Origin of the sequence: Nocardia rosealba, assembly GCF_020216065.1 — a bacterium.
Taxonomy (GTDB): Bacteria; Actinomycetota; Actinomycetes; order Mycobacteriales; family Mycobacteriaceae; genus Nocardia; species Nocardia rosealba.
In genome coordinates this window covers 859,328-884,293 of sequence record NZ_JAIWNA010000002.1, presented here as the reverse complement: position 1 = coordinate 884,293, position 24,966 = coordinate 859,328, and the positions used below count along the sequence as shown (strand labels likewise).

Sequence of the window (24,966 nt, the reverse complement as noted above, 5' to 3'; positions counted from 1 at the left end):
GTGTCATAGCCGCGTGTCGTGTGGTGTCATGGTCGCCGAACACCCTGGTCCACCCCCGGTAGATCCAGAATCCGCGCAGGGTTCGTGGGTCGTTCAGGCAGTGGTGGGCCGGACAGGTGAGGATGTTGTACTCGGATGGGTGAAGTTCGTCGGTCGCCGCGTGGTCGAGGCAATCGGAAGCCGGGCGCTCCCCTCTTCGCACAGCTGCTGACGGCCGCGGTGGACACTGCCGCCGACGCGATCGCCCTGTCCTTCTCCCCCGCCGACGGTGCCCGCCGCGAGCTCACCTACACCGAACTCGACGAGTACTCCGCCCGGCTGGCGCGGGAGCTGCTGGCCCGTGGTGTCGGCCCGGGCGACGTGGTGGCGCTCGGGTTCACCCGCTCGATCGAATCGGTGGCCGCGGTGTGGGCGGTGGCCAAGACCGGTGCCGCCTACGTCCCCGTCGATCCGTCGTTACCCGCCGAGCGCATCGCCTACCTGCTGGCCGACTCCGGTGCGGTCCTCGGTCTCACCTGCGCGGCGCATCGGCCGACCCTCGGTGAGTCGATCCTTTGGCTCGAGCTCGATTCCGACGCCGAGCGCATCGCCGCCCAGCCGGCGCATCCGATCTCGTATCTGGACCGGGTGCGTCCGCTGACCGACCAGCATCCCGCTTACGTCATCTACACCTCCGGTTCCACGGGCAGGCCCAAGGGTGTGGTCGTCACGCATACCGGTCTGGCCGGTCTGGTCGCGGCGGCCCGTGAACGGTATGCGGTCGATGCCTCGGCACGAGTGCTGCATGTGTGTTCCCCGAATTTCGATGTGTCCGTGCTGGAACTGCTGGTGGCGTTCAACTCCGGTGCGACACTCGTTGTCGCACCGCCACAGGTCTATGCGGGCCCGGAGCTGGCCGAGCTGGTCGCCCGGAAACGGGTGACGCACATGCTCATCACCCCGGCGGCACTGGAGTCTGTGGACCCGCAGGGACTCGACGAGTTGCGGGTCGTGGTGGTCGCCGGTGATGCCTTCGGGCCGACACTGGTGCAGCGCTGGGCGCCGGGCCGCGCGTTCTTCAACGGGTACGGCCCCACCGAGGCGACCGTGCTGGCCACCGGCAGCGCCGCGTTGACACCCGGCGAGCCGGTGACGATCGGGTCCGCCTTCCCCGCGATCGGTGCGGTGGTGCTGGACGCGCGGTTGCGTCCCGTCCCGGTCGGGGTGGCCGGTGAGCTGTATCTGTCGGGTCCGGCGCTGGCACAGAGTTACCGGGGCAGGCCGGGGATCACGGCCGAGCGGTTCGTCGCGGCACCGTTCGCGGGGCCGGGAGCGCGGATGTATCGCACAGGTGACCTCGTGCGCCGCACGGAAACCGGCGACTTCGAGTACCTGGGTCGCTCGGATTTCCAGGTGAAGATCCGTGGTTTCCGGGTGGAACTCGCCGAGATCGACGCGGCCCTCACCGCGCACCCGGATGTCGACTACGCCGTCACCATCGGTGCGAAAGCCGATTCCGGGGCGACCGCGCTCGTCTCGTATGTGCTCGCCAAGCAGGGTGCCGCGATCGATCCCGAGCAATTGACCCGTTTCGTCGGGTCCTTCCTGCCCGGCCATATGGTGCCGACGCTCGTGGTGCCGCTCGACGAGATCCCGCTGACCCCGAACGGCAAACTGGACCGCAACGCACTACCCGCACCGGTTTTCGCCGCCGTGACTTCCCGCGCACCCGAGGGGCCGGTGGAAACGGCGATCGCCGAACTGTTCGCCCAGATCCTCGGCGTGGAGCGGGTCGGTGCCGAGGATTCGTTCTTCGCCGCCGGTGGCGACAGCATCCTGTCGATCCAGCTGGTGACCCGCGCACGCCACGCGGGTATCTCGTTCACCCCGCAGCAGGTGTTCGAGCACCGCACCGTGGCCGGGTTGGCGCGAGTGGCCGCGCTCGGCGACGATGCCGTTCCGGTGCTTCCCGAGTTGCCCGGTGGCGGAGTGGGCGAGGTCGCGCTGACACCGGTGCTCGCCGCCACCCTCGCCGACGGCCGAGTGTTCGGCAGATTCACCCAGCAGATGGTGCTCGCCCTCCCCGAGGGCATCGATCGGTCGACGCTGGTTCGCATCCTGACCGCTGTCGTGGATCATCACGACATGCTGCGCGCCGTGGTGCGCGGGAGCGACGGGCAGTGGTCGCTCGATGTGCTGCCGGCGGGCGGGGTCCCGGTGGACGACCTGCTGCAGCGTTTCGAGGGATGCAAGGACATCGCCGCCGCGGCGATGGATTCGGTCCTCGCGTCACTGGACCCACGCGACCACCGGATGATCGGTTTCGCGTGGCTGACCCGCGACGACGGCCCCGACGGGCTGATCGTGGCCGCCAACCACCTCGTCATCGACGGTGTCTCGTGGCGAATCCTGCTGTCGGACCTGGTGACCGCCTGGGCACAACACGCGGCGGGCCAGCCGATCGCGCTGCCGCCGGTCGGTACGTCGTTCCGCCGATGGGCACACGGATTGATCGAGTCCGCACCACAGCGCCGCGACGAACTGGACCACTGGCAACGAACCCTCGGGATTCCCGACCCACTCCTGGGGCAACGTGGGCTGGACCCGGCCACCGATACCGCATCGACCGTGCGCACATTCAGCGTCGAGATCCCCGCCGACATCACCCGTGCCGTCCTCACCGACCTGCCCGCCCGCTACCGGGCAGGCGCCGAAGACGGCCTGCTCGCCGCCCTGGCCATGGCGGTGCGGAGCTGGCGGGCTCGGCGAGGCGTGAGCGCATCCACCACCCGGGTGCGCCTGGAAGGTCACGGGCGTGAGGAATCCGCCGTCGACGGCGCCGACCTGACGCGGACGGTCGGCTGGTTCACCAGCATGTACCCGGTGGCGCTCGACCTGGGCGAAATCGACGCCGACAGCGCATGGCAACCGGGTGCGCAGACCGCGTCGGTGGTCAAGGCCGTCAAGGAACAATTGCGGGCGGTGCCGCACCGAGGCATCGGTTTCGGCATCCTGCGCTACCTCGACCCCGCGACCGAACTAGCGGGTTCGCTTGGCCAGGTCGGGTTCAACTACCTCGGTCGCATCTCCACCGGCGACGCCGCCGACCACAGCTGGTTGCCGACCGCGGACTGGGGTGAACCGGCCGCCGACCAGGACCCACAGCTGCCGGCGGCCGCCGTCGTCGACATCAACGCGGTGGCGGTCGGCACCGAAGACGGTGTGCTGCTTCGTGCGTCGTTCTCCTACGCGTCATTGATCCTGGACGAGGCGGACGTGCGCGAGCTGGCCGAGGGCTGGACCTCGGCGTTGACGGTGCTCGCCGAACATCTGGACCATCCGGCGGCCGGTGGCCTGTCGCCCGCCGATGTGCCGCTGGTCGACGTCACCCAGGCCGAGCTCGACGACTGGCAGCGCACCCGCCCCGGCCTCAGCGATGTGGTGCCGTTGGCGCCCTTGCAGCTCGGGTTGCTGTTCCTGGCGCAGGTTTCGCCGACCGACCCGTACCTGGTGCAATTGGCGGTCGAGATGACCGGTGCGGTCGATCTCGACCGGCTGCGCCGGGCGGCGGGGGCGGTGCTGGAACGCCACGGCATCCTGCGCACCGCCTTCGGAACGACAACGGCGGGTACGCCGGTCGGTTTCGTGGTCGAGGACGTGACGGTGCCCTGGCGCGTCGTCGACACCGACCGCACCGACCCGCACGCATTGCTCGCCGCCGAATCCCGCATCGGGTTCGACCTGACCACCGCGCCTCTGCTCCGGTTCACCGTCTATCGCGGGCCGGTGAGCCTGCACCTGGCGGTGACCGCGCACCACCTGCTGGTCGACGGCTGGTCCATGCCGTTGCTCATGCGCGAACTGCTCGTCTGCTACGCCGCCGACGGTGCGCCCACACTGCTGCCGCACGTGCGCCCCTACCGCGACTACCTCGCCTGGCTCGCCGACCAGGACCGCACCGCCGCCCTCGAGAGTTGGCGTGCGGCCCTGGACGGGCACGAGCCGAGCCTGCTCACCGCCACCGTCCCACCCACCGAAGCAGCACCCGGCCACGGGATGTCGGTCGTGGAATTGTCGCGCGATGCCGCCCAGGAACTCGCCGGTTTCGCCGCCGCCACCGAGGTCACCGTCAACACCGTGTTCCAGGCCGCATGGGGACTGGTGCTGGCCGGGGCGCTGGGTCGTGACGATGTGCTGTTCGGCGCGGTGGTGTCCGGGCGTCCACCCCAGCTCGACGGTGTGGACGGCATGGTCGGCCTGTTCGCCAACACCATTCCCGTCCGGGTGCGCATCGGCGAGGCCGTGTCGTTGCGGGAGTTGTTGTCGCGAGTGCAGTCCGAGCAGACCGCGCTGCTGGGCGGTCACCATCTGGGGTTGACCGATATCCAGCGGGTCGCGGGCGCGGGGGAACTGTTCGACACACTCATGGCCTACGAGTCGTACCCGGTGGACACCGAAGGGATGCGGCAGGCACACGGTTCGATCGACGGTCTCGAGATCGTCGATGTCCAGGCCGCCAACGCCACCCATTACCCCGTGGCGGTCGGCGTCGAGGTCGGTGCGGGGATCCGGGTCGGCTTGCAGTACCGGCTCGAGGCGATCGGCGCGGATATCGCCGAGGCACTGGCCAACCGGTTGCGCACAGTCCTCGACGCCATCGTGCACTCCCCCGAACGCACCGCTGGTGACCTGTTGGGAACCCTCGCGCGCCACCGCGATCCGATCTCGGACGTGGCCTACTGGCGTGCGGTGCTCACCGACCTACCGTTGGAGCTGCCGCTGCCGACGGATCGTTCTCGTCGGGTTTCGTCGGAAGGTAGTGATTCATCGCCTGCCGCACATGCGGTGGGGCAACCATCCGGCCTGGCTTCCCTCGCCGAATCCGCCGATTGCAGTGTCGGTCGCCTCACGAAGCGGCCCGGACGGGTGAACTTCACTGTTCCCGCCGAGGTGTGCCGACGGGTGCGCGACACCGCCCGCGCCTGCGACACCACGGCGTTCAGCGTTGTGTATGCGGCGTTCGCGACGCTGCTGTCACGCCTGTCGGGCACCGACGACATCGTCATCGCAGCTCCGTACTCTTCTGCCGCCCACCGCGTACTGCGTCTGCGCATCCTCGGCGCGGTCGAGTTCGAGCGCCTTCTGGCTGACGCATCTTTGGTCGTCGACGAAGCCATGGCGCGACCGGGGATGGCTCCCGATGAGATGGTGGCGCTGCACTCCGCCCACGCAGGCCACTGCGCCCCGCACCCCAGCGAATCCGAGTCGACGGTAAGCCCTCGCGCGGCGGCACCTCACCCGCTGCTTCGCGTCATGATCCGTCCGGCCACCACCCGTCACAGTGACGAGACCTCTTTCGATCTGACGTTGTCGGTCGACACCGACGAGATGGACAACCACACCGAACCCGCCGACATCGGCGCCCAGTTCGATTACGACACAGCTCTATTCGATCCGCAGACCATCGATTCCTTCGCCGAGCGCTTGGTTCGCCTCCTCGCGGCCGCCGTCGAGAACCCGAAAACCCCTGTCGGTGACTTGCCGATTCTCAGCACCGCCGAACACACGGCACTGCTCACCCGCCCCATCACCGAGGCACCGACTTCGCTGTTCCCCGACCTGGTCGCCCAGGGCGCAATTCTCGGACCGGATCGGATCGCGATCCGCCACAACGGTCACTCGACAACCTATGCCGAGCTGACCGAACACACCGCACGCCTGGCCCACGAACTCATCGCCCACGGCGTCGGCCCGGAAACCTCTGTCGCCGTGGCACTTCCGCGCTCCTACGAAATGGTCGCCGCCGCTGTCGCGATCAGCACGGCAGGCGGTGCGTTCGTGCCGATGGACCCGGCCAACCCCGCCCAGCGCCTGCACCACCTCGTCACCGATTCAGGCGCCACGATCGGCATCACCGTCGGCGCCTACCTCGATCATCTCCCCACCGACGTCACGTGGCTGGTCCTCGACGACCCCGCTTTCGCCGAGTCGTGCGCCGCCCGGTCGAGTGCCCCGATCACCGACCGCGACCGCCGTACCCCGCTGCGCGTCGACCACCCGGCCTACATCATCTACACCTCCGGTTCCACAGGCCTGCCCAAGGGCGTCACAGTGACGCATGCCGGCCTGGGCCCGCTGGTCGCCGAGGCGGTCGAGCGCTACCGCCTCGAGCCGAATCACCGCTTCCTGCATATCTGTTCACCCTGGTTCGACCCGTCGGTGCTCGAGTGGCTGTGCGCCTTCTCGACCGGCGCGACCTTGGTGGTCGTGGGCTCCGACATCATGGGTGGGGTCGAACTGGCCGACCTGCTCGCGGCCGAGGAAGTGACACACGCGATCATCACCCCGGCCGTGCTCGGCACCCTCGATCCCACCGGCCTGGACGCCCTGGTGTCCCTGTCGGTCGGCGGTGACGTGACCACACCGGAACTGCCGGCGAAATGGCAAGGCCCGCACCGTCGCTACCTCAACGGATACGGCCCCACCGAGACCACGATCATCTCCACTTACGCCGAACTGGCTGCGGGACAACCGATCACGATCGGCACCCCGGTGCGCGGCACCCATGCCGTGATCCTCGACGCGCGCCTGAATCCGGTCGCACCGGGTGTCACGGGTGAGCTGTATCTGGCTTCCCCGGCCCTTGCTCGCGGTTACCGCAACCAGCCGGTCACCACCTCGGCCCGTTTCGTCGCCGACCCGTGGGGTGCCCCCGGTAGCCGCATGTATCGGACCGGTGACCTGGTTCGTCTGCGCACGACCGGCGACCTCGAGTACGTGAGCCGCGCCGACACCCAGCTGAAGGTGCGTGGTTTCCGCATCGAACCGGGCGAGATCGATGCCGTGCTGACCGGGCACACCGACGTCGAGTGCGCCGTCACCGTCGGCAGGCGCACGCCCGCCGGATCGACCACCCTCGCGTCGTATGTGCTTGCGGCACAGGGCACCACCCCCGATCCGACGGACCTGATCGACTACGCGGTACGCCATCTGCCCGCCCATGCGGTGCCCTCGGCGATCGTGGTCCTGGATGCCTGGCCGTTGACCTCCAACGGCAAACTCGATCGCAGTGCCCTGCCTGACCCGATCACCGTCACCGCGGCGACCACCGCGCCGATGGGTGCGATGCAGACCCGCCTGGCCGAGCTGTTCGCCCGCGTGCTCGGGGTGTCGTCGGTGGGGGCGGACGAGTCGTTCTTCGCGATCGGTGGCGACAGCATCCTGTCGATCCAGCTGGTGTCGCTGGCCCGCACCGCGGGCATCACCTTCTCCACCCGAGACGTTTTCGAGCACCGCACCGTGGCCGCCCTGGCCCGGGTCGCGACCACCGACGGCCCGGCCACGATCACCCTGGCCGAACTCCCCGGCGGCGGTGTCGGCGAAGTTCCGCTGACCCCCGTGCTCACCGAATTCCTGACCACCGGGTCCAGTGACCGCTTCGCCCAGACGATGGTGCTGGCCCTGCCCGACGGCATCGACCGTGCCGGTTTGGTCGCCACCATCGCCGCCGTCGTGGCGCGCCACGACATGTTGCGTGCCAGGCTGCGCGGTCTCGACGGTGGATGGCAGCTCGAGGTGCTGGAACCCCACGCGGTGCCGATCGACGCGCTGATCGGCGAGATCGAAGCGGGCGACGACCTCACCGGCATCGGTACCCGGGCGATGAATGCCGCGCTGACAACACTGGATCCGGCGGCGGCCCGCATGATCGCGTTCACCTGGGTTCGTGGCAACGGCGGCGGGGACGTGCTCGCGGTGGCGGCGCACCACTACGTCATCGACGGCGTCTCGTGGCGCATCCTGCTGCCCGACCTGATCCTGGCCTGGGCGCAACACAGTGCCGGACAGCCGATCGCGCTGCCGCCGGTCGGCACCTCGTTCCGGCGCTGGGCACACGCACTGACCACCGTGGACCGCACCGCCGAACTGCCCTACTGGCAGCGCGCTCTCGCGACCGCCGACCCGCTGCTCGGTGCCCGTGCCCTCGATCGCACGGTCGACACCGAGGCAACCACGCGCTCGATCACCGTGCAGATCCCATCCGAGGTGACCGACCCACTGCTCACGACATTGCCCGCCCTGTACCGGGCCGGCGCCGACCACGGGCTGCTCGCCGCACTCGCGCTCGCGGTGCGGGTATGGCGCGCCCGTCGCGGCGTCGACGCCCCCGCGTTGCGGCTGCGGCTCGAGGGCCACGGCAGACAGGAAGACGTCGTCCCCGGCGCCGACCTCACCCGCACGGTCGGCTGGTTCACCACCGTGTACCCGGTCGCGCTCGACCTGTCGGAACTGCGACCGGCGAGTTTCGACGACGAAGCGCTCGCCGCGACGATGCGCACGATCAAGGAACAACTGCTCGCCGTGCCCGACAACGGCATCGGTTTCGGGCTGCTGCGCAGCGCCGGGCACCTCCCGGCCGAATCGGTGGCCCAGATCGGATTCAACTACCTCGGTCGCGCGGTGACCACCGGCCCCGCCGACGGCGACTGGCTGCCCACCGACGACCTCGGTGACATCGACGTCGACCACGACCCCGCCCTGCCCGCGAACGCTGTCCTCGACATCAACACCATCGCGGTCGCGACCGACACCGGGCTACGCCTGCAAGCCGACTTCCGGTACGCCACCGGCATTCTCGACGAAGCCGAGGTTCGGGAACTGGCCGACATCTGGTCGGACTGGCTGACCGCACTCGCCGATCACACCCGGCACCCACAGGCGGGTGGACCGACCCCGTCCGATGTCCCGCTGGTCCAGGTGTCGCAAACCGAACTCGACACCTGGCGGCGCGAGCACCCCGGGCTGTCGGACGTGCTGCCGCTCTCCCCGCTACAGCATTCGCTGCTCGCGCTGGGCGACATGCTCGAGGAATCGGTGCACGCCTACGTCATCCAGCTCATGGTCGACCTCACCGGCGAACTCGACGTCGACCGATTGCGTCGCGCCGCGGCCGCGGTCCTCACCCGGCACGCGAACCTGCGCTCGGCATTCGTCACCACTCCCGACGGCACGCCCGTGCAGGTGATCGCCGACAACGTCGAAGCACCGGTGCGGGTGGTCGACACGACCGACGCCGAGCTCGCCGCTCTGCTCGCCACCGACCAGGCGGCCGGATTCGATCCGGCGGTCGCGCCGCTGCTGCGATTCACGGTGTACCGCACCGGTTCCGGACGCAACCGCCTGGTGCTGACCGGGCACCACATCCTGCTCGACGGCTGGTCCATGCCGTTGCTGATGAAGGAACTGCTCGTCCTCTACACCACCGGTGGTGACGCGAGCGTCCTGCCCGAGGTGCGTCCCTACCGCGACTACCTGGACTGGCTCAGCCGCCAGGACCGGACCGTCGCCGAACAGGCGTGGTCGGAGCTGCTACACGGGGTCGAGCCGACCATGCTCGCTCCGGAACTGACCTGGCCACGGCCCACCGGAACCGGTTACGGGCTGTGCGAGTTCGACCTCGACGCCACCGCGACCGCCGCGCTCACCACCTTCGCCGCGTCGACCGAGGTCACCGCCAATACGGTGTTCCAGACCGCGTGGGCGCTGGTCGTCGCCGCGAGTACCGGTCGCGACGACATCGTGTTCGGCGCCACCGTGTCCGGCCGCCCACCGCAACTCGACGGTGTCGGCGACATGATCGGCCTGTTCGTCGACGCCGTCCCGGTGCGCGTGCGCATCGACGGCGATGTCGGCGAGGTGATCCGCGCGGTGCAGACCGAGCAGGCCACCCTGCTCGACCACCATCACCTCGGGCTCGGCGCCATCCAAAGGGTCGCCGGCCGGGGCGAATTGTTCGACACCATGCTGGCGTTCGAGTCCTACCCCGTCGATGTCGAGGGTCTGCAGCAGGCCGGTGGAGCGCTCGACGGTCTGCGCATCGACGACCTGCAAGGCGCCGACCACACCCACTACCCGATCACCGTCCTGGTCTTCCTCGGCGCCCGCACCCGGGTACAGGTCAAATACCGGCGCGACCTCGTGTCGGACGAGGTGGCGCGCGCCGTCACCGACCGCCTGCGCACCGCCCTGTCCGAGGTGACCGCCACGGGGACGATCGCGTCTGATCGAGGTGCCGATCCCGGTCTGTCGGTGGGCGCGATCGATATCGTGACGAAGCTCGGCGCGAACCCGACCGACCCGATCACCCGCTCCCGCTTTTGGCGCACCACCCTCGCCGACCTACCCGGCCGTCTCACCCTGCCCACCGAAGCGTTGATCGACACCGGCGGCGACCTCCACACCACCGAGCATGTCCACACCGCTGACCTGGCCACACCGGTGCGGCGCATCGAAGCGCATCGCGCCACCACCCGCCGTCCGACCGACACCGGTGCAGAATTCGAATCCCACCACCGCGCGACCGGCCGGCGCGTGGCCGGTGCCGAGCCGGAGGTCGCACCCGACCACCGCACGATCGGTACGGCGACAACGCACCGAGATCTGCGGCGGCTGGCCGACAGTGCGGGCGCCGGTTGGTCCAGCGCGATCAGCGCCGCGGTGTCGATGCTGATCGCACGGCTCACCGGCTCCGACGACATCGTGCTCGACACCTCGGACCTACTGCTGCGCACCCACATCGACCCCACCGAACCATTCGGCACGCTGCTCGACCGCGTGCACCGGGCCGAGACCCGGGCGCTCGCCCACTCCGGCATCCCGGTCGAGGACCTCACCCATCTGCTCGGCGCCGACCACGGCTCGCTGGGACAGTTCCGCCTCGAACTGCGCAATGCTGTGCGCCCGGACGGTGCTTCGACGGTGCCGTCGGCCGAGGCACGCGATCTCACGGTGGTGGTGACCGAATCGAGCACCGGAATGTCTGTCGGCGTCGACGGCCCGGGTGTCGAGGTGTCTTCGGCGACGGTGCTGGCGCACCGCCTGGTCGGTCTGCTCACCGACATCACCCGCCGTCCGGGTGTCCCGGTGGGTGATCTGTCGGTCGGGGTGCGGGGCGAGGACCACCTGCTCGCGCGCATCGGCACCGGGCCACGCCACCGCGCCGCACGTACCCTCGCCCAGCTCCTCGTCCGCGGCACCGGCTTCGGGCAACGCCGAATCGCTGTGCGCGACAACGGAAACGATTACACCTACGGCACGCTCGACGCCGATTCCTCCCGCTTGGCGCGGGTCCTGATCAGCGAAGGTGTCGGTCCCGAGATCGTCGTCGCCTGCGCCATTCCCCGCTCCTACGAGGCGATCCTCGCGCTGTGGGCGGTTGCGAAAGCGGGCGGGGTGTATCTGCCCGTCGACCCGAACTACCCCGACGACCGCATCCGGCACATGCTCACCGACTCCGGCGCCGCGGTGGGCATCACCGTCACCGCGCATGCCCGTGTTCTGCCGGAATCGGTGCGGCCCTTGATCATCGACGACCCGGCCGTGCGCGCCCGGACGGCGGCGTGCGCGTCGACTCCCGTGCGTGACCGGCACCGCCGCAGGCCCCTGCGTCGCGACAACACCGCCTACCTGATCTACACCTCCGGTTCCACCGGCACCCCGAAGGGCGTGTGCGTCACCCACACCGGGCTGGCCGCCCTGGTGTCGCATTCGGCGAACCTGATGCGCCTGCGTCACGACGACCGCATGCTGCACGTATGTTCACCCAGCTTCGATCAATCGATCGAGGAGATCACCACCGCCTTACACCGGGGCGCCACCCTGGTCATCGCACCCCCCGACACCCTCGGCGGCACCGAACTCGACGAGCTGCTACGCACCGAACACGTCACCCACACGATCATCACCCCGGCACTGCTCAGCACCCTCGATCCCGCCGGGCTACCCGACCTGCGGTGCGTGTCGGCCGGTGGTGAGGCCGTGGCACCGGAACTGTTGTCCGCGTGGGCATCCGGACGCACATTCCTCAACGGATACGGACCGACCGAGGCCACCATCGGTGCCACCTACACCGTCCTGCACGCCGGTGAGCGCATCACCATCGGCAGCCCCGTCCCCGGTATGCGGGCACTCGTCCTGGACGCCCGGCTGCGGCCGGTGCCCGTCGGTGTCACCGGGGAGCTGTACCTGACCGGGCCCGGCCTGGCGCGTGGTTACGGCGGTCGCGGCGCGACCACCGCCGAACGTTTCGTGGCCTGCCCGTGGAGCGAGACCGGTGCACGCATGTACCGCACCGGTGACCTGGTGCGCTGGGTGCACAAGGACCGCTACGAGCTGGAATACCTGGGCCGCAGCGACTTCCAGATCAAGATCCGTGGCTTCCGCATCGAACCCGGCGAGGTCGATGCAGTGCTGGTGCGGCACCCGCAGGTGAGTTTCGCCCTCACCCTCGGCACCGAGAACCCGGCCGGCGAGACGGTCCTGGTGTCCTACGTGACCGGTCGCGCCCCCGATGCCGGTGCCCTGACCCGATGGGCGGCGACGCTGTTGCCCGCGCACATGGTGCCCGCGGCGGTGGTCGTGCTCGATCGTGTTCCGGTGTCGGCCACCGGCAAGATCGACCGGACAGCGCTGCCCGCACCCGAATTCGTCAGCCGCCGCTACCGGGAGCCGTCCGCCGGGCCCGAGCGCACGGTCGCCGCGATCTTCGCCGAGGTCCTCGGCGTCGAACGAGTCGGTGCCGACGACAACTTCTTCGACCTCGGTGGCAACTCCCTGCTCGCCACCCGCCTGGCGGCACGGCTGAGCGCCGCGGTCGGTACCCGGGTGCCGGTGCGGTCACTGTTCGCCGCACCGACAGTCGCCGGATGCGCCGCGGCGATCAGCGCCTCGGCGCAGGCGCAGACCCGGCCCGCGCTGTGCGCCCAGGCACGGCCGGCGCGCATTCCGCTCTCGCCCGCCCAGCAGCGCATGTGGTTTTTGAACCGGTTCGACACCGGGACCGCCGCGTACACCATTCCCGTCGTCTTGCGACTGACCGGTGCGCTCGATACCGCCGCGCTGGTCGCCGCGTTCACCGATGTCGTCGCCCGCCACGAGATCCTGCGCACGGTGTACCCGATACTCGATCAGGCACCGGCGCAGGTCGTCCTACCGGTCGACCATCCCGACGTGCCACGGTTGGTGCTCGCACCTGACACGACGAACCCGAATGCCGCCGTCGCAGAACTGGTTTCGGCGCCCTTCGACGTGACCACCGAGGTGCCGTTGCGCGCCGCTCTGTTCGACACCGGCGACGAACACATCCTCGCCGTCGCCGTGCACCACATCGCCGGTGACGGTTTCTCCGGTGGCCCGCTCACCCGCGATCTGGTCCTGGCCTACGGTGCCCGCGTCGACGGTCACGCCCCCACCTGGACGCCACTGCCCGTGCAGTACGCCGACTACGCCATCTGGCAGCAGAACCTGCTCGGCGGCGAAACCGACCCCACCTCCACCGCCGCCATCCAGCTCGCCTACTGGCAGCGCGAGCTGGCGGATCTGCCCGACCAGCTCGAGCTGCCCCGTGACCGCCCGCGCCCCCCGGTCCAGACGTATGCCGGTGGCCGGGTGCCGTTCACCCTCGACGCCGCCACCCACACCGCCCTGACCGAACTGTCGCGCACCCACGGCGCGACCCTGTTCATGGCCGTGCACACCGCCTTCGCCGTGGTGCTGTCCCGTCTGTCGGGCAGCACCGACATCGCCATCGGCACACCCGTCGCCGGTCGCGGCGACGCGGTGCTCGACGACCTGATCGGCATGTTCGTCAACACCCTCGTCTTCCGCACCCACGTCGACCACCACGTCAGCTTCACCGACCTGCTCACCCGGCAACGCGACATCGACCTGCAGGCCTTCGCCCACGCCGACATCCCGTTCGAACGGCTCGTCGAGGTCCTCAACCCCGCCCGATCCACCGCCCGGCATCCGCTGTTCCAGGTCGGGTTGTCGTTCCAGAACCTCGGACAGGTCCGGATGGAGCTGCCCGGTGTCGGCGTCAGCTCGGTGGAACTGGATCGCGAACTGTCCCAGTTCGATCTGCACCTGATCGTCGCCGACCGCTACAGCGCCGACGGTGCCCCGGCCGGTATCAGCGGGTACTGCACCTACGCCACCGACCTGTTCGACGCGGCCACCGTCGCGGGATTCCTCGACCGGCTCACCCGCCTGCTCTCGGCGGTACTCACCGACCCGAACCGGCCCCTGCACACCGTCGACCTGCTCGACCCCGCCGAACGCACCCGTGTCCTGCACACCTGGAATCACACTGTGCGACACGGCGATCCGGCCGCCACCCTGGCCTCGCTGCGTGCGGCCACCGTCCGGTCCACCCCGGACGCGGTCGCCCTGGTCGCCGACGGTGCGCGCTGGACCTTCGCCGAACTCGACGCCCGGGTCAACCGGTTGGCCCGCCATCTGGTCGCCGCCGGTGTCGGGCCGGGAACACGGGTCGCGCTCGCGATGCGCCGCTCGGTGGACCTGGTCGTCGCGATGTACGCGGTCACGGCCACCGGTGGTGCGTACGTGCCCGTCGACCCCGACCAACCGCAGGCACGCACCCGCTACATCCTCGACACCGCGGCTCCACTGCTGACCCTCACCCAGGCCGACACCTGGCTCGCCGCGACCGGTTCGCACGATGCCGTGCCGGTCGAGCAGCTGGATCTGGGCGGCTACGCACCGCAACCGCTCGTGGACACCGAACGGATAGCCCCCGTCCGGGCAACCGACACCGCCTATGTGATCTTCACATCGGGATCGACCGGCCGCCCCAAGGGTGTCGCCGTACCGCACGCCGCGATCGTCAACCAGTTGCGGTGGAAGACCAGCGAATTCGGTCTCCGCGCCGACGATGCCGTGTTGCTGAAGACCGCCGCGACCTTCGATCTGTCGGTGTGGGAGTTCTGGTCGACCGCGGTGAGCGGTGGGCGCATCGTGCTCGCGTCCGCGGGCGGACACCGCGACCCCGCCTACCTGGCGGAGTTGATGCGCACCGAGAACGTCACCACTCTGCACGCCGTGCCCTCGATGCTCGATGCCCTGCTCACAGGGGAACTGCCCAGCTCGCTGCGCCGCGTCCTCGCCATCGGTGAGGCATTGCCGGTGTCCCTGGCGCGCCGCATCCAGACCGCGGCGCCGCAGGCTGCGCTGTTCAACGTGTACGGACCCACCGAGGCCGCCGTGTCGATCACCAGTCACCGCGTGACTCCGCGCGACACCACCACCGTGCCGATCGGCCGACCCATCCACAACAGCCGAATCTACGTTCTCGACGCGCACCTGAACCCTGTTCCCACCGGAGTCACCGGTGAGTTGTACCTGGGCGGAACACAATTGGCCACCGGATACCTCGCCCGCCCCGACCTCACCGCCGAACGGTTCGTCCCCGACCCCTTCACCCCGGGCGAACGCATGTACCGCACCGGCGACCTCGCGGCCTGGACCGCCGACGGCGAACTCGACTACCGAGGTCGCACCGACTTCCAGACCAAGATCCGTGGCTTCCGCATCGAGCTCACCGAGATCGACTCGGTCCTCACCGAGCATCCCGATGTGGCGTCCGCCGTCACCCTCGGCCGCGCCAACCAGACCGGCGAAACCGTGCTGGTGTCCTATGTTGTTGCCGTACAGGGCAAGACGGTCACCGTCGAACGGCTCACCGAGTGGGCCGCCCACCAGCTGCCCGCCCACATGATGCCCGCGGCGATCGTGGTCCTGGACCGGATTCCGCTCACCGCACACGGCAAACTCGACCGCGATGCCCTGCCCGCACCGACGTTCGCCACCCGCACCTACCGTGCGCCGGCCGGTGCGGTGGAGCAGGCGGTGTGCGCGGTCTTCGCCGACGTACTGCGCCTGGACCGGGTCGGCATGGACGACCACTTCTTCGAACTCGGCGGCACCTCACTGCTGGCCACCCGACTGGCCGCCCAGCTCGGCGACGCGCTCGCCGCGACCGTCCCCGTCACCTGGATCTTCACCGCCCCCACCCCCGCCGGGATCCTCACCGCGCTACGGGCGGCCGGGACGGACTCCACCGGCTCCGACACCGCCTTCGACATCCTGCTCCCGTTGCGTACCACCGGCACCGGCGAACCCTTGTTCTGTGTGCACCCCGTCAGCGGCCTGGCCTGGTCGTTCGGTGGTCTCACCGCACACCTGGACCGACCCGTCTACGGTCTGCAATCACCGGCGCTGAGTTCCACGGAGCCGCTGCCGGATTCGATCGAACAATGGGCACTGCTCTGCCTCAAGCACCTGCGCGCGGTCCAACCCGAAGGGCCCTACCACCTGCTCGGCTGGTCGCTGGGTGGCGTGATCGCCCACGCCATGGCGGTGCAACTGCAGGAAGACGGGGAACAGGTGGCGCTGCTCGGCATGCTCGACAGCCGCCTCACCAGCGCCTCACCCGCGACGGCCGGCGAAGCCACCGCCGCCGACCTGCTCGGCGGGTTCGCCGCAGCCGGCGACGACGTCGACGCACAGGCCCTGGCCCGCCAACTGTGCGCGCTGTCGGCACCCGACGTGCCCGTCGACGAAGCACGCGTCGACCGGATCATCGACGGTGCGACCACCTCCATCGCACTCGACGCCGCCTACCGCCCCCGCCTCTTCCACGGCCCCCTCACCTACTTCACCGCCACCGACGACCCGACCGGCGCCACCGGCGCGACGTCGTGGGCGGACGCGGTCACCGGAACGGTGCACAACCACCCGATCGCAGCCACCCACTGGCGAATGACCGAACCCGCCGCCCTCGCCGAAATCGCCCGGACCCTGCGTCGGCTCGACGAATAGCCGTCACGGGATCAACACGAGGCGACCGGTGAGCCCGCCGGCGGCGAGGCGGGAGTGGGCCTGTGCGGCGGCGTCGAGCGGCAGAGTCGCGGCGACACGGGTGGTGAGTTCGCGGGCGGCGAGGCGCGCGAGCCCCGCCCCGTCGGCGTGGATCCATTCGTGCTGAACCGTGATGCCACGCAACGGAATCGGATCGCCGCCACCGACCACGGTGACGAACCGGCCACGATTGCGTACCGCGGCCAAGGCCCGGCCGCCCAGGCCGGCGGTGTCGAGGGCGCCGTGCACACCGCCGGGAACCGAGCGGCGAACCTCCGCGATCAGATCGGCATCGCGTGCGACGGTCCATTCCGCACCGATCGAGCCGAGAAACTCCGCGTCGGAACCCTGGGCGACCACCCGAAGTCCCTGCTGCGCCGCGATTTCCACGGCGAACCCGCCGACGGCACCATTCGCGCCGGTCACCAACAGGGTGTCGCCCGGTGCCAACCCGAGCAGATCGAGAGACTGCGTGGCGGTCAGGCCGTTGAGCGGCAGCGTCGCCGCCTCGACGTCCGAGAGCCTGGATGGAGTCGGCGCCACCGCGCCCACATCGAGAACCACGTACTCGGCATAGGTACCGACGGACACATCCAGCAGGTCACGCAGACCGATCACCCGCTGCCCTTCCGAGAATTCCGGCACTCCCGGACCGAGCCGGTCGACCACGCCCGCGACGTCCCATCCGATTCCGGTGACCTCCCGCACCGCCATCAGCCCGGCCTCGACCAGGGCGCCCGCCCGCGTGACCAGGTCGACCGGATTCACCGTCGCCGCCCGCACCCGGATCCGGACCTGCCCGACACCGGGCTCGGGAACCGGCACCTCGACCAGCCGCAACACTTCGGGGCCACCGTAACCGTGAGCGACAACGGCCCGCATCGTCTGTACATCGTTCATGCACACCACTATTGGAGAGCTACACTCCACCGGGAAGTACGCACTTCGAAGTGCCCACCGCACGCGGAGGTTCCCCCATGCCCACCCGTACCGCAGCACAACTGCGCGCCGAACGCAGCGCCGCCTACGACGCCTACCTCGCCGAATGTCCCGCGCGCAGACTGCTGGACCGGATCTCGGACAAATGGGTGAGCCTGGCCGTCAATGCTCTGGCCGACGGCCCCCAGCGCTACAGCGACCTGCAACGCCGATTGGCCAGCGTGAGCTAGAAGATGCTCACCCAGACCCTGCGAAACCTGGAACGCGACGGCTTGATCACGCGCACAGTGCGACCGAGCGTCCCGGTGCGCGTCGACTACCAGCTCACCGAGCTCGGTCATTCCTTGCTGCCGGTGATGCAGGCGGTGAAAACCTGGGCCGAACAACATATGGACGAAGTCGAGCACGCGCGCTCCACCTACGAAGCCCGAACTCCCGGCGAGGCGTGACCGCTCAGATCTGGTGTGACCAGGCGATGAAGAACAGCGTGCCCGCCGCCGTGAGCAGCACGGCGAGCGGGACCGGCCACCACGACCGGTGACCGCCCAGAACGGTGTGGATCAACCTGACCTGTAACCGCCCCAGTGCCGCGACCACGGCTAGGAACAGTGGTGCGAGGACCACCGCGAGCAGCGCGTGCACCGCCCACGCGCCGACCAGAGTCGGCCCACCCCAGGCATTCCGGTATCCGTCACCCACCAGCAGCGGGTAGGCCAGACCGCGAACGAGCACCAGCACGCTCAGCAGCACCAGGAACCACCCGACGACACCCACCCCCGCCGACAGCACCGAATGCACCAGGCAGCGTGGCAGCGACACACCGTGAGCACCCACCGGTTCCCGCAGCATCCGCCGCGCCACCCGCACCCGGGTACGGACGCGGGTGAAAGCCAGCGGCACCGCGACCAGCTCGAAGCTCGCCGAGCGGGCCGCCGCGGCGATCACCGCAGAGCCCCCGAGGCGGCGAGGTCGTCGAAGAGCAACTGGTCGACCGGCGGAACCAGATCCCGGTCGCCGAAACCGAACCACGCCAGCGCCTCGATCTCGCTGCTCGCCGTCAGCACACCCCGGTACTCGGCGGTGTAACAGGCCATCCGCACCACGGTGTTCTGGTCGTGGGAGACATGTGCCTCATAGGTGCCCACATGGACCGCGGTCTCGGCCGACAACTCCACGGTCAGTTCCTCGGCCACCTCACGCACCAGCGTCTCGAGATCCGTTTCCGCGCCCTCGCGTTTGCCGCCGGGGATGTAGAAGACATCCTTGCCGCGCGGCCGGGCACACAGGATGCGCCCGTTGTCGATCAGGACCCAGGCCACGGTGTCGATCAGCTGCCGAATCGGAGACTCCACGGCCCGCAGCCTAACCCCACCCGGGCCCGCCGGGCGCGTCCGTGCGGCTCAATGCCCAGGCAGTACGCAGGCGGTGTCCAAGCCGAGGACCCGGTTGAGGCGGCCGAAAGCCAGCCACGAACCGATGCTCATGCTCAACTCGACCACCTCGGGCTGGGTGTAGTGGGCGAACATGCGGGCCCAGAAGTCGTCGTCGAGACCGTGATGATCGGTGGCATAGCGCTCGGCGTATTCGGCCGCCAAACGGGTTCGCTCGTCGAACCGGTCGGTGTCGCGCCAGTCGGTGACCGCGTCGGCGAACTCCGGTTCGACCTTCACCCCGTCGCGTTCGGTGCGCCAGTCCTGACAGAACAGGCACCCGTTGATCTGGGCGATGCGCAACCGGGCCGCCTCGAACTCCCGCAGCCCGAGCGTGGAGTGCTCGTACACCGACAGCGAGAACGCCGCGGCCGCGACACCGATGCCGGGCACCATCTCGCCCCACACATACCCGATGGGATCCTTGCCCTGCGGCACGTCGATGATCATGGGCTCTTCCTTCCGAGTTTGCCGACCGCGGCGCGCAGCGGAACCTCGAGCGCGTCGTAGAGACCTGGTTCGGCGGCAACCAGCCAGTCGATCGCGTTGACCAATCTGCCCACCGCCGTCGCGTTTCCGCCCGCCGCCCGGTTACCGCCCTCGTCGGTGGCGGTCACATTCACCTCGATGCGCGGGCTGCCCTCGATGATCACCCGGTGCGCGCCCTCGCCGTCGGGTGGCGAGGGCCAGTCCGGTGCGCAGTCCGGGTGGATACGGGTGACGTGTTCGATGACGATGCGCGCCTCGCCCTCGACGATGCCCTGCACCTCGAAGCGCACCGCCCCCTGCGTGCCCGCTGCGAACTCACCCATCCGCACCGTCTGCACAGTGGCATCGAGTGCGCGCCGCTCGACGGTCTCGCGGATGTCGTCCAGTTCCACGTCCAGTGCCCTGGCCAGCAACCGGATCTGCCCGCCCCACACCATCGTCGGCACCGAGGGCAACAGCATCGGTGGCTGATAGTCCATCGGTTGCCCCATCCCTACCAGGTAGCGCACGGAGTCGGGTTGGTCGTAGGTGGAGTAGTCGAAGATCTCCTGGCAGCGCACCACATCCAGGGTGCCCGCGAGCCCGCTGATCAGCACCGGCAGTACGTCGTTGCCCCAGCCTGGGTCGACGCCGGACACGAACAGCGAACCACCGCCGTCCTCGATCGCCGCCAGCACCGGGTCACGGATCTCGGCCGGCGCGTTGCGCGGGTCGTAGAGGGCGTAGAGCGCGGGCGTCACGACGACGGCCCCGGCACGGATCGCGCGCACGATGTCGGCGAGCGCGTCGTCGGGCCGGATATCGCCGGATGCCGCGTACACCACCGCAGGGGGCCGGGCCGCGAGTACAGCGTCGATGTCGTCGGTGGCCCGCACGCCGAGTTCGGTGTCGAGACCTGCGAGTTCACCGGCATCGCGGCCGACCTTCGCGGGGTCGTGGACGAGCACCGCGGAGAGTTCCAGCGCCGGATGAGCGGTGACGCAACGGATGGCCGCGCGACCGACATTGCCGGTGCCCCAGACGATCGTGGGGATCATCGCCTCACCGTAGCAAGCGCTTGGTTCGCCCGTGGTGGATCGCGAAACCGGATTCGAGCGAGCGCCCCGGTGTGATGGTGTGCCGATTACTCGACGCGCACGGTGAGGTCGTTGCCGATCGCTGTGGCGAGCCGCTCCACGGCCGCACCCAATGCTCGCTTCGGCAACCGAGCGCCGTCGAACGGCGTGACCACCACCTGCTCACCCTGCTGCTCCCAGGTACCCGCGATCCGGCCGCCCACCAGCACTAGCGGTGAGATCCAACCGGCCGTCCTGCTGACCTTCGCCCGATGCTCGGCCGCCAGGAGCGCGGTGTCGCCGGTGCCGGGGCCGAGAACGTACTGGTCGAACGGCCCGAGCAGATGGATCGCGTCATCCGGGGTCGCGGCCATGAGTTCGTCGACGAATTCGGTGAGCAGCCATCCTTTTCGGCCTTCCACTTCGATCTCGGTCACCTCGTCGCCCAGTGCCGCGAACCATCCGCGCACCACCGTCTTACGCAAGCTGTTGCGGCTGAGCCAAGCATCGAAGGATTCCGGCGTCGCCGGACCGTACGCGCCCAGATATGCCCGGATCAACCCGGGCGCCGCCACGTCCGGCTCCGGTAGGCCGGACCAGTCCGCCACCAGATTCCCCGGCGAAGTGAAGGTGATCTTCGTGCCACGCATCGGCCCGTGACACAACGCCCCCTGCCACGCCAACGGCTTGAGCACCGCACCCCACCCCGACCGCAACTGCTCACCCAGATGCCCGAACCCCGGCTCGGCAAGCACAGCCTCCACCAACTCCTCGCGCGTGAGCACCCGCTCGGCCAGCACCCCCGACACCACCTCCACCAACGCCGCCACCTGCTCCGGAGTGGCCCCGAACGTCTTGACCCACGACGCCTTCTCCCACGTCCGAGCCGACCCCATCAACGCCAACGCCGCCGCGGCCTGCCCCGGCACCATCGCATGCAATGTCCCCCGCATCGCCCACGTCTTCATCAGCCCACCCACCGAGAGCCCTTCCCCCACAGCCCCCGCCACCCCACCCCGCACCGCGACAGCCGTCTCCGCCGCCGACCCCACCTGCGCCTGCACCCCCACCAACCGCCCAACGATCTCCTCGACACCTCCACCACCCCGAGGTGCCACGAACTGCCGCCCCAACCGCCACGCGAAGACCTGATCCCACCCGACACTCACCATGCGCACCAACCTCTTTCATCGACGGTCCCGATCCCAATCTCAGCAGAGGGGTCCGACAACCTGTCGGCCCACCACATACAGTGGAAGGCGCCGGTGCAGCACACGAATAGGGGACACGGATGAGCCATGCGGGAACAGGCATCGTCACCGAGTCCGCGCCTTATCCGACTCGTTGCATCGAATGCGGCACGACAACAGTCGCCACCCTGACCGAGGCGCTGGTAGGCACACACCATCGGTGGGACCTGGACGGATGCTGCTCGGCGTGCGGGGCGGTCTGGACGAGCTGCGACGATCCCCCGCAGGCTGATTTTCGCGAAGCGATCCTTGCCGCGAACGGTCCGGTCGTTCTCCGAACCAGGGACTGCGTACCCATCGCGAGTTTGATGCGGACATTGCGTGTCGTGCGTTCTCTCTCGCTGGTGCAGGCGCGGGCGATGGCCGAAGAATTGCGCGGGTCAGGGCTGGAGGGCACGCGGGCTGAGATGGAAACTGTCGCGCGCCCTCTTCGAGGTTCGGGAGTGGTCGTGAGTATCCGGAAACTTCACGAGGTCTAGTGTTCGCCGAGCATTTGCGGACGGCTCCTGGAGGGTCTCGTTCTTGTCGGACATCGATGCGAACATATGTTCGTGTCCGATCCCGCTGCACCGCGCCGCCCACGCATCCAGTCCCGCGACGAGGCGTCGATCCTGCATGCCGATCTGGATTCGTTCTATGCCTCGGTCGAGCAGCGCGATCAGCCGTGGTTGCGGGGCAAGCCGGTGCTCGTCGGTGGTGGGGTGGTGCTGGCCGCCAGTTATGAGGCCAAGGCGTTCGGGGTGCGGACGCCGATGAACGCGGGGCAGGCGTTGCGGGTGTGCCCGCATGCGGTGGTGGTGCCGCCGCGGATGTCGGCCTATGCCGAAGCGAGCAAGGCGGTGTTCGCGATCTTTCACGACACCACCCCGATAGTGGAGGGCATCTCCATCGACGAGGCGTTCCTCGACGTCGGTGGGTTGCGGCGGATCAGTGGGGAACCGGTCGACATCGCCCGAAGGTTGCGCGAACGCATTCGTACCGAGGTCGGGTTGCCCATCTCGGTCGGCATCGCCCGCAACAAGTTCCTGGCCAAAGTCGCTTCCGCCGTCGCCAAACCCGACGGTTTACGCCTGGTCGAACCCGGCGGCGAACTGGACTTCCTGCACCCGCTGCCGGTCGAACGATTATGGGGCGTCGGCAAAGTCACCGCCGCCACCCTGCACGCCAACAACATCACCCGCGTCGGTCAACTCGCCGAACTCGGCGAAGCCCACCTGCGCGCCATCCTCGGCCCGGCCGCCGCCCGCCACCTGTTCGCTCTGTCGTGGGCCCGCGACCCACGCCGCGTGGAAACCGGCAAACGCCGCCGCTCCATCGGCGCCCAACGGGCGCTGGGCCGCCGCCACCGCGAACCCGACGAGATCGCCGCCTACCTCGACGGACTCACCGACCGCCTCGGCCGCCGCCTGCGCGCCGCCGACCGGGTGTGCCGGACAGTGGTGCTGCGCTTGCGTTTCGACGACTTCACCCGCGCCACCCGCTCGCACACCCTCACCGAGGCCACCGACGCCACCACCGCCATCCGTCAGGCCGCACACCGCCTACTCGACACCGCCACACCACTGATCGCCGAGCGTGGCATCACCCTCATCGGCCTGTCGCTGACCAACCTCGACGACGCCGACACCATGCAGCTGACCCTGCCGCTGGAACCACGCGCCGACAACACTCTCGACGCCACCCTCGACGACCTGCGCCGCCGCTTCGGCTCCGCTGCCGTCACCCGCGCGGCCCTGCTCGATCGTGGCGAGGGTCTGTCGGTGCCGCTGCTGCCCGACTGACCCCCGGCACGACATCCCACCCGCACATACGGCATCCTTGCTGCCGGGGGCGTCGGGGTCCTCCCATCCATCCATCACGAAGAGGACTGCCGCAATGCACTACGCGATCATCGGGTTCCTGACCCTCGCCCTGTGGGTGTACTGCCTCGTCGACATCGTCACCAGCCCCGACGACGGCATCCGCCACCTGCCGAAGATGGGGTGGCTGATCGTCGTCGTCCTGCTGCCGACCATCGGCGCACTGCTGTGGCTGTTCGCCGGACGCCCGATCGGTCCGTCGCGCCCGGCGTCCAACACCCGCTTCAGCGAATACGACCGGCCCGGCCGCCACATCGCCACCAACCCCGACGACGACGAGGCCTTCCTGCGCGGCCTGCGCGAGCGCGCCGAACAGCAGCGGCGTGAGGCCCGCAGGCAACAGCAGCAGGACAACGACGAGGTCTGATCACAGGTTGCGTTTGGGCCGTTTGTCCATCAACCGCAGGATCAACGGTGTGAAGATCAACTGCATCGCCAACTCCATCTTCCCGCCCGGTACCACGATGCAGTTGGGCCGCGACATGAACGAGTCGTGCAGCATCGACAGCAGATACGGGAAGTCGATCACCTTCGGATCGGCGAACCGGATCACCACGAAACTCTCGTCGGCCGTCGGGATGCTGCGCGCGATGAACGGATTGGACGTGTCGACCGTCGGCACCCGCTGGAAATTCACATACGTCCGGGAGAACTGCGGGCAGATGTATTTCACGTAGTCGGGCATGCGGCGCAGGATCGTATCGATCACCGCCTCACTGGAATACCCGCGGTGGGTCTTGTCGCGATACACCTTCTGGATCCACTCGAGATTGATGATCGGCACCACCCCCACCAGCAGATCCGTGTGCTGGGCGATGTTCACCGAATCGGTCACCGCCGCACCGTGCAGGCCCTCGTAGAACAGCAGATCGCTCCCCGGCGCGAGATCCTCCCAGGGGGTGAATGTGCCCGCAGGCTGCCCGTAGGGTTTGGCCTCCTCGTCGTCGTGCAGATACTTGCGCACCTGTCCGACACCGGTTTCGCCGTACTCGCGGAACAGCGCTTCGAGCTCCGGCAGCAGGTTCGCGTCCTCCCCGAAATGGGAGAACGTGGTGTTGGCCTGCGCTTCGGCCTCGGCCATCGCCAGTTTCATCTCCGCCCGGTCGTAGCGGTGGAACGAATCGCCCTCCACCACCACCGCGCTGATCCCCTCGCGACGGAAGATCTCCTCGAAAGTGCGTGTCACACTGGTCGTTCCGGCACCGGAGGACCCGGTGATCGCGACGACAGGATGTTTGACCGACATAGG

At 69.1% G+C, this 24,966-nt stretch carries 10 protein-coding genes and 1 pseudogene; 4 read left to right on the top strand and 7 right to left on the bottom strand.

Features of this window, described 5'->3' with window-relative positions; all coding sequences use genetic code 11:
• Positions 1-135: 135 nt before the first annotated feature.
• Positions 136-16,656, top strand: coding sequence for a non-ribosomal peptide synthetase (locus LDL21_RS11010; RefSeq protein ID WP_225279903.1), 16,521 nt, complete (start codon positions 136-138; stop codon positions 16,654-16,656).
• A gap of 3 nt (positions 16,657-16,659) precedes the next feature.
• Here the strand turns inward: LDL21_RS11010 and LDL21_RS11005 are convergent, their stop codons facing one another.
• Positions 16,660-17,595 carry an NADP-dependent oxidoreductase gene (locus tag LDL21_RS11005; RefSeq protein ID WP_225279902.1) on the bottom strand — a complete coding sequence of 312 codons (936 nt, stop codon included), beginning with the start codon at positions 17,593-17,595 and terminating at the stop codon, positions 16,660-16,662.
• 77 nt (positions 17,596-17,672) lie between these two features.
• Here LDL21_RS11005 and LDL21_RS11000 point away from each other — a divergent pair.
• A pseudogene (locus LDL21_RS11000) lies at positions 17,673-18,083 on the top strand (winged helix-turn-helix transcriptional regulator).
• 4 nt (positions 18,084-18,087) lie between these two features.
• Here LDL21_RS11000 and LDL21_RS10995 read toward each other — a convergent pair.
• The 5 genes from LDL21_RS10995 to LDL21_RS10975 all read right to left on the bottom strand — a co-directional run bounded on the left by LDL21_RS10995 (position 18,088) and on the right by LDL21_RS10975 (position 21,780).
• Complete coding sequence (locus LDL21_RS10995; protein ID WP_181700721.1) at positions 18,088-18,579, bottom strand: hypothetical protein; 492 nt, start codon at positions 18,577-18,579, stop codon at positions 18,088-18,090.
• The gene (locus LDL21_RS10990) at positions 18,576-18,986 is read right to left on the bottom strand and encodes an NUDIX hydrolase (RefSeq protein WP_225279901.1); all 411 of its coding nucleotides are present in this window, start codon (positions 18,984-18,986) and stop codon (positions 18,576-18,578) included. The genes LDL21_RS10995 and LDL21_RS10990 overlap by 4 nt, the downstream gene beginning before the upstream one ends.
• A gap of 48 nt (positions 18,987-19,034) precedes the next feature.
• On the bottom strand, positions 19,035-19,514 hold the full coding sequence (locus tag LDL21_RS10985) for a carboxymuconolactone decarboxylase family protein (protein WP_225279900.1): 480 nt from the start codon (positions 19,512-19,514) through the stop codon (positions 19,035-19,037).
• The gene (locus LDL21_RS10980) at positions 19,511-20,590 is read right to left on the bottom strand and encodes an NAD(P)H-dependent amine dehydrogenase family protein (protein WP_225279899.1); all 1,080 of its coding nucleotides are present in this window, start codon (positions 20,588-20,590) and stop codon (positions 19,511-19,513) included. The genes LDL21_RS10985 and LDL21_RS10980 overlap by 4 nt, the downstream gene beginning before the upstream one ends.
• A gap of 86 nt (positions 20,591-20,676) precedes the next feature.
• Complete coding sequence (locus LDL21_RS10975) at positions 20,677-21,780, bottom strand: winged helix DNA-binding domain-containing protein (RefSeq protein WP_225279898.1); 1,104 nt, start codon at positions 21,778-21,780, stop codon at positions 20,677-20,679.
• Positions 21,781-22,403: 623 nt separating this feature from the next.
• On the opposite strand from LDL21_RS10975, the gene dinB reads away from it, so the two are divergent.
• The gene (dinB, locus tag LDL21_RS10970; protein ID WP_225279897.1) at positions 22,404-23,639 is read left to right on the top strand and encodes a DNA polymerase IV; all 1,236 of its coding nucleotides are present in this window, start codon (positions 22,404-22,406) and stop codon (positions 23,637-23,639) included.
• A 94-nt stretch (positions 23,640-23,733) separates the two neighbouring features.
• On the top strand, positions 23,734-24,084 hold the full coding sequence (locus LDL21_RS10965; RefSeq protein WP_067489970.1) for a PLD nuclease N-terminal domain-containing protein: 351 nt from the start codon (positions 23,734-23,736) through the stop codon (positions 24,082-24,084).
• Here the strand turns inward: LDL21_RS10965 and LDL21_RS10960 are convergent, their stop codons facing one another.
• On the bottom strand, positions 24,085-24,963 hold the full coding sequence (locus tag LDL21_RS10960) for a phosphoribulokinase (RefSeq protein ID WP_181697254.1): 879 nt from the start codon (positions 24,961-24,963) through the stop codon (positions 24,085-24,087). It lies immediately after the preceding gene.
• Positions 24,964-24,966: the final 3 nt, after the last annotated feature.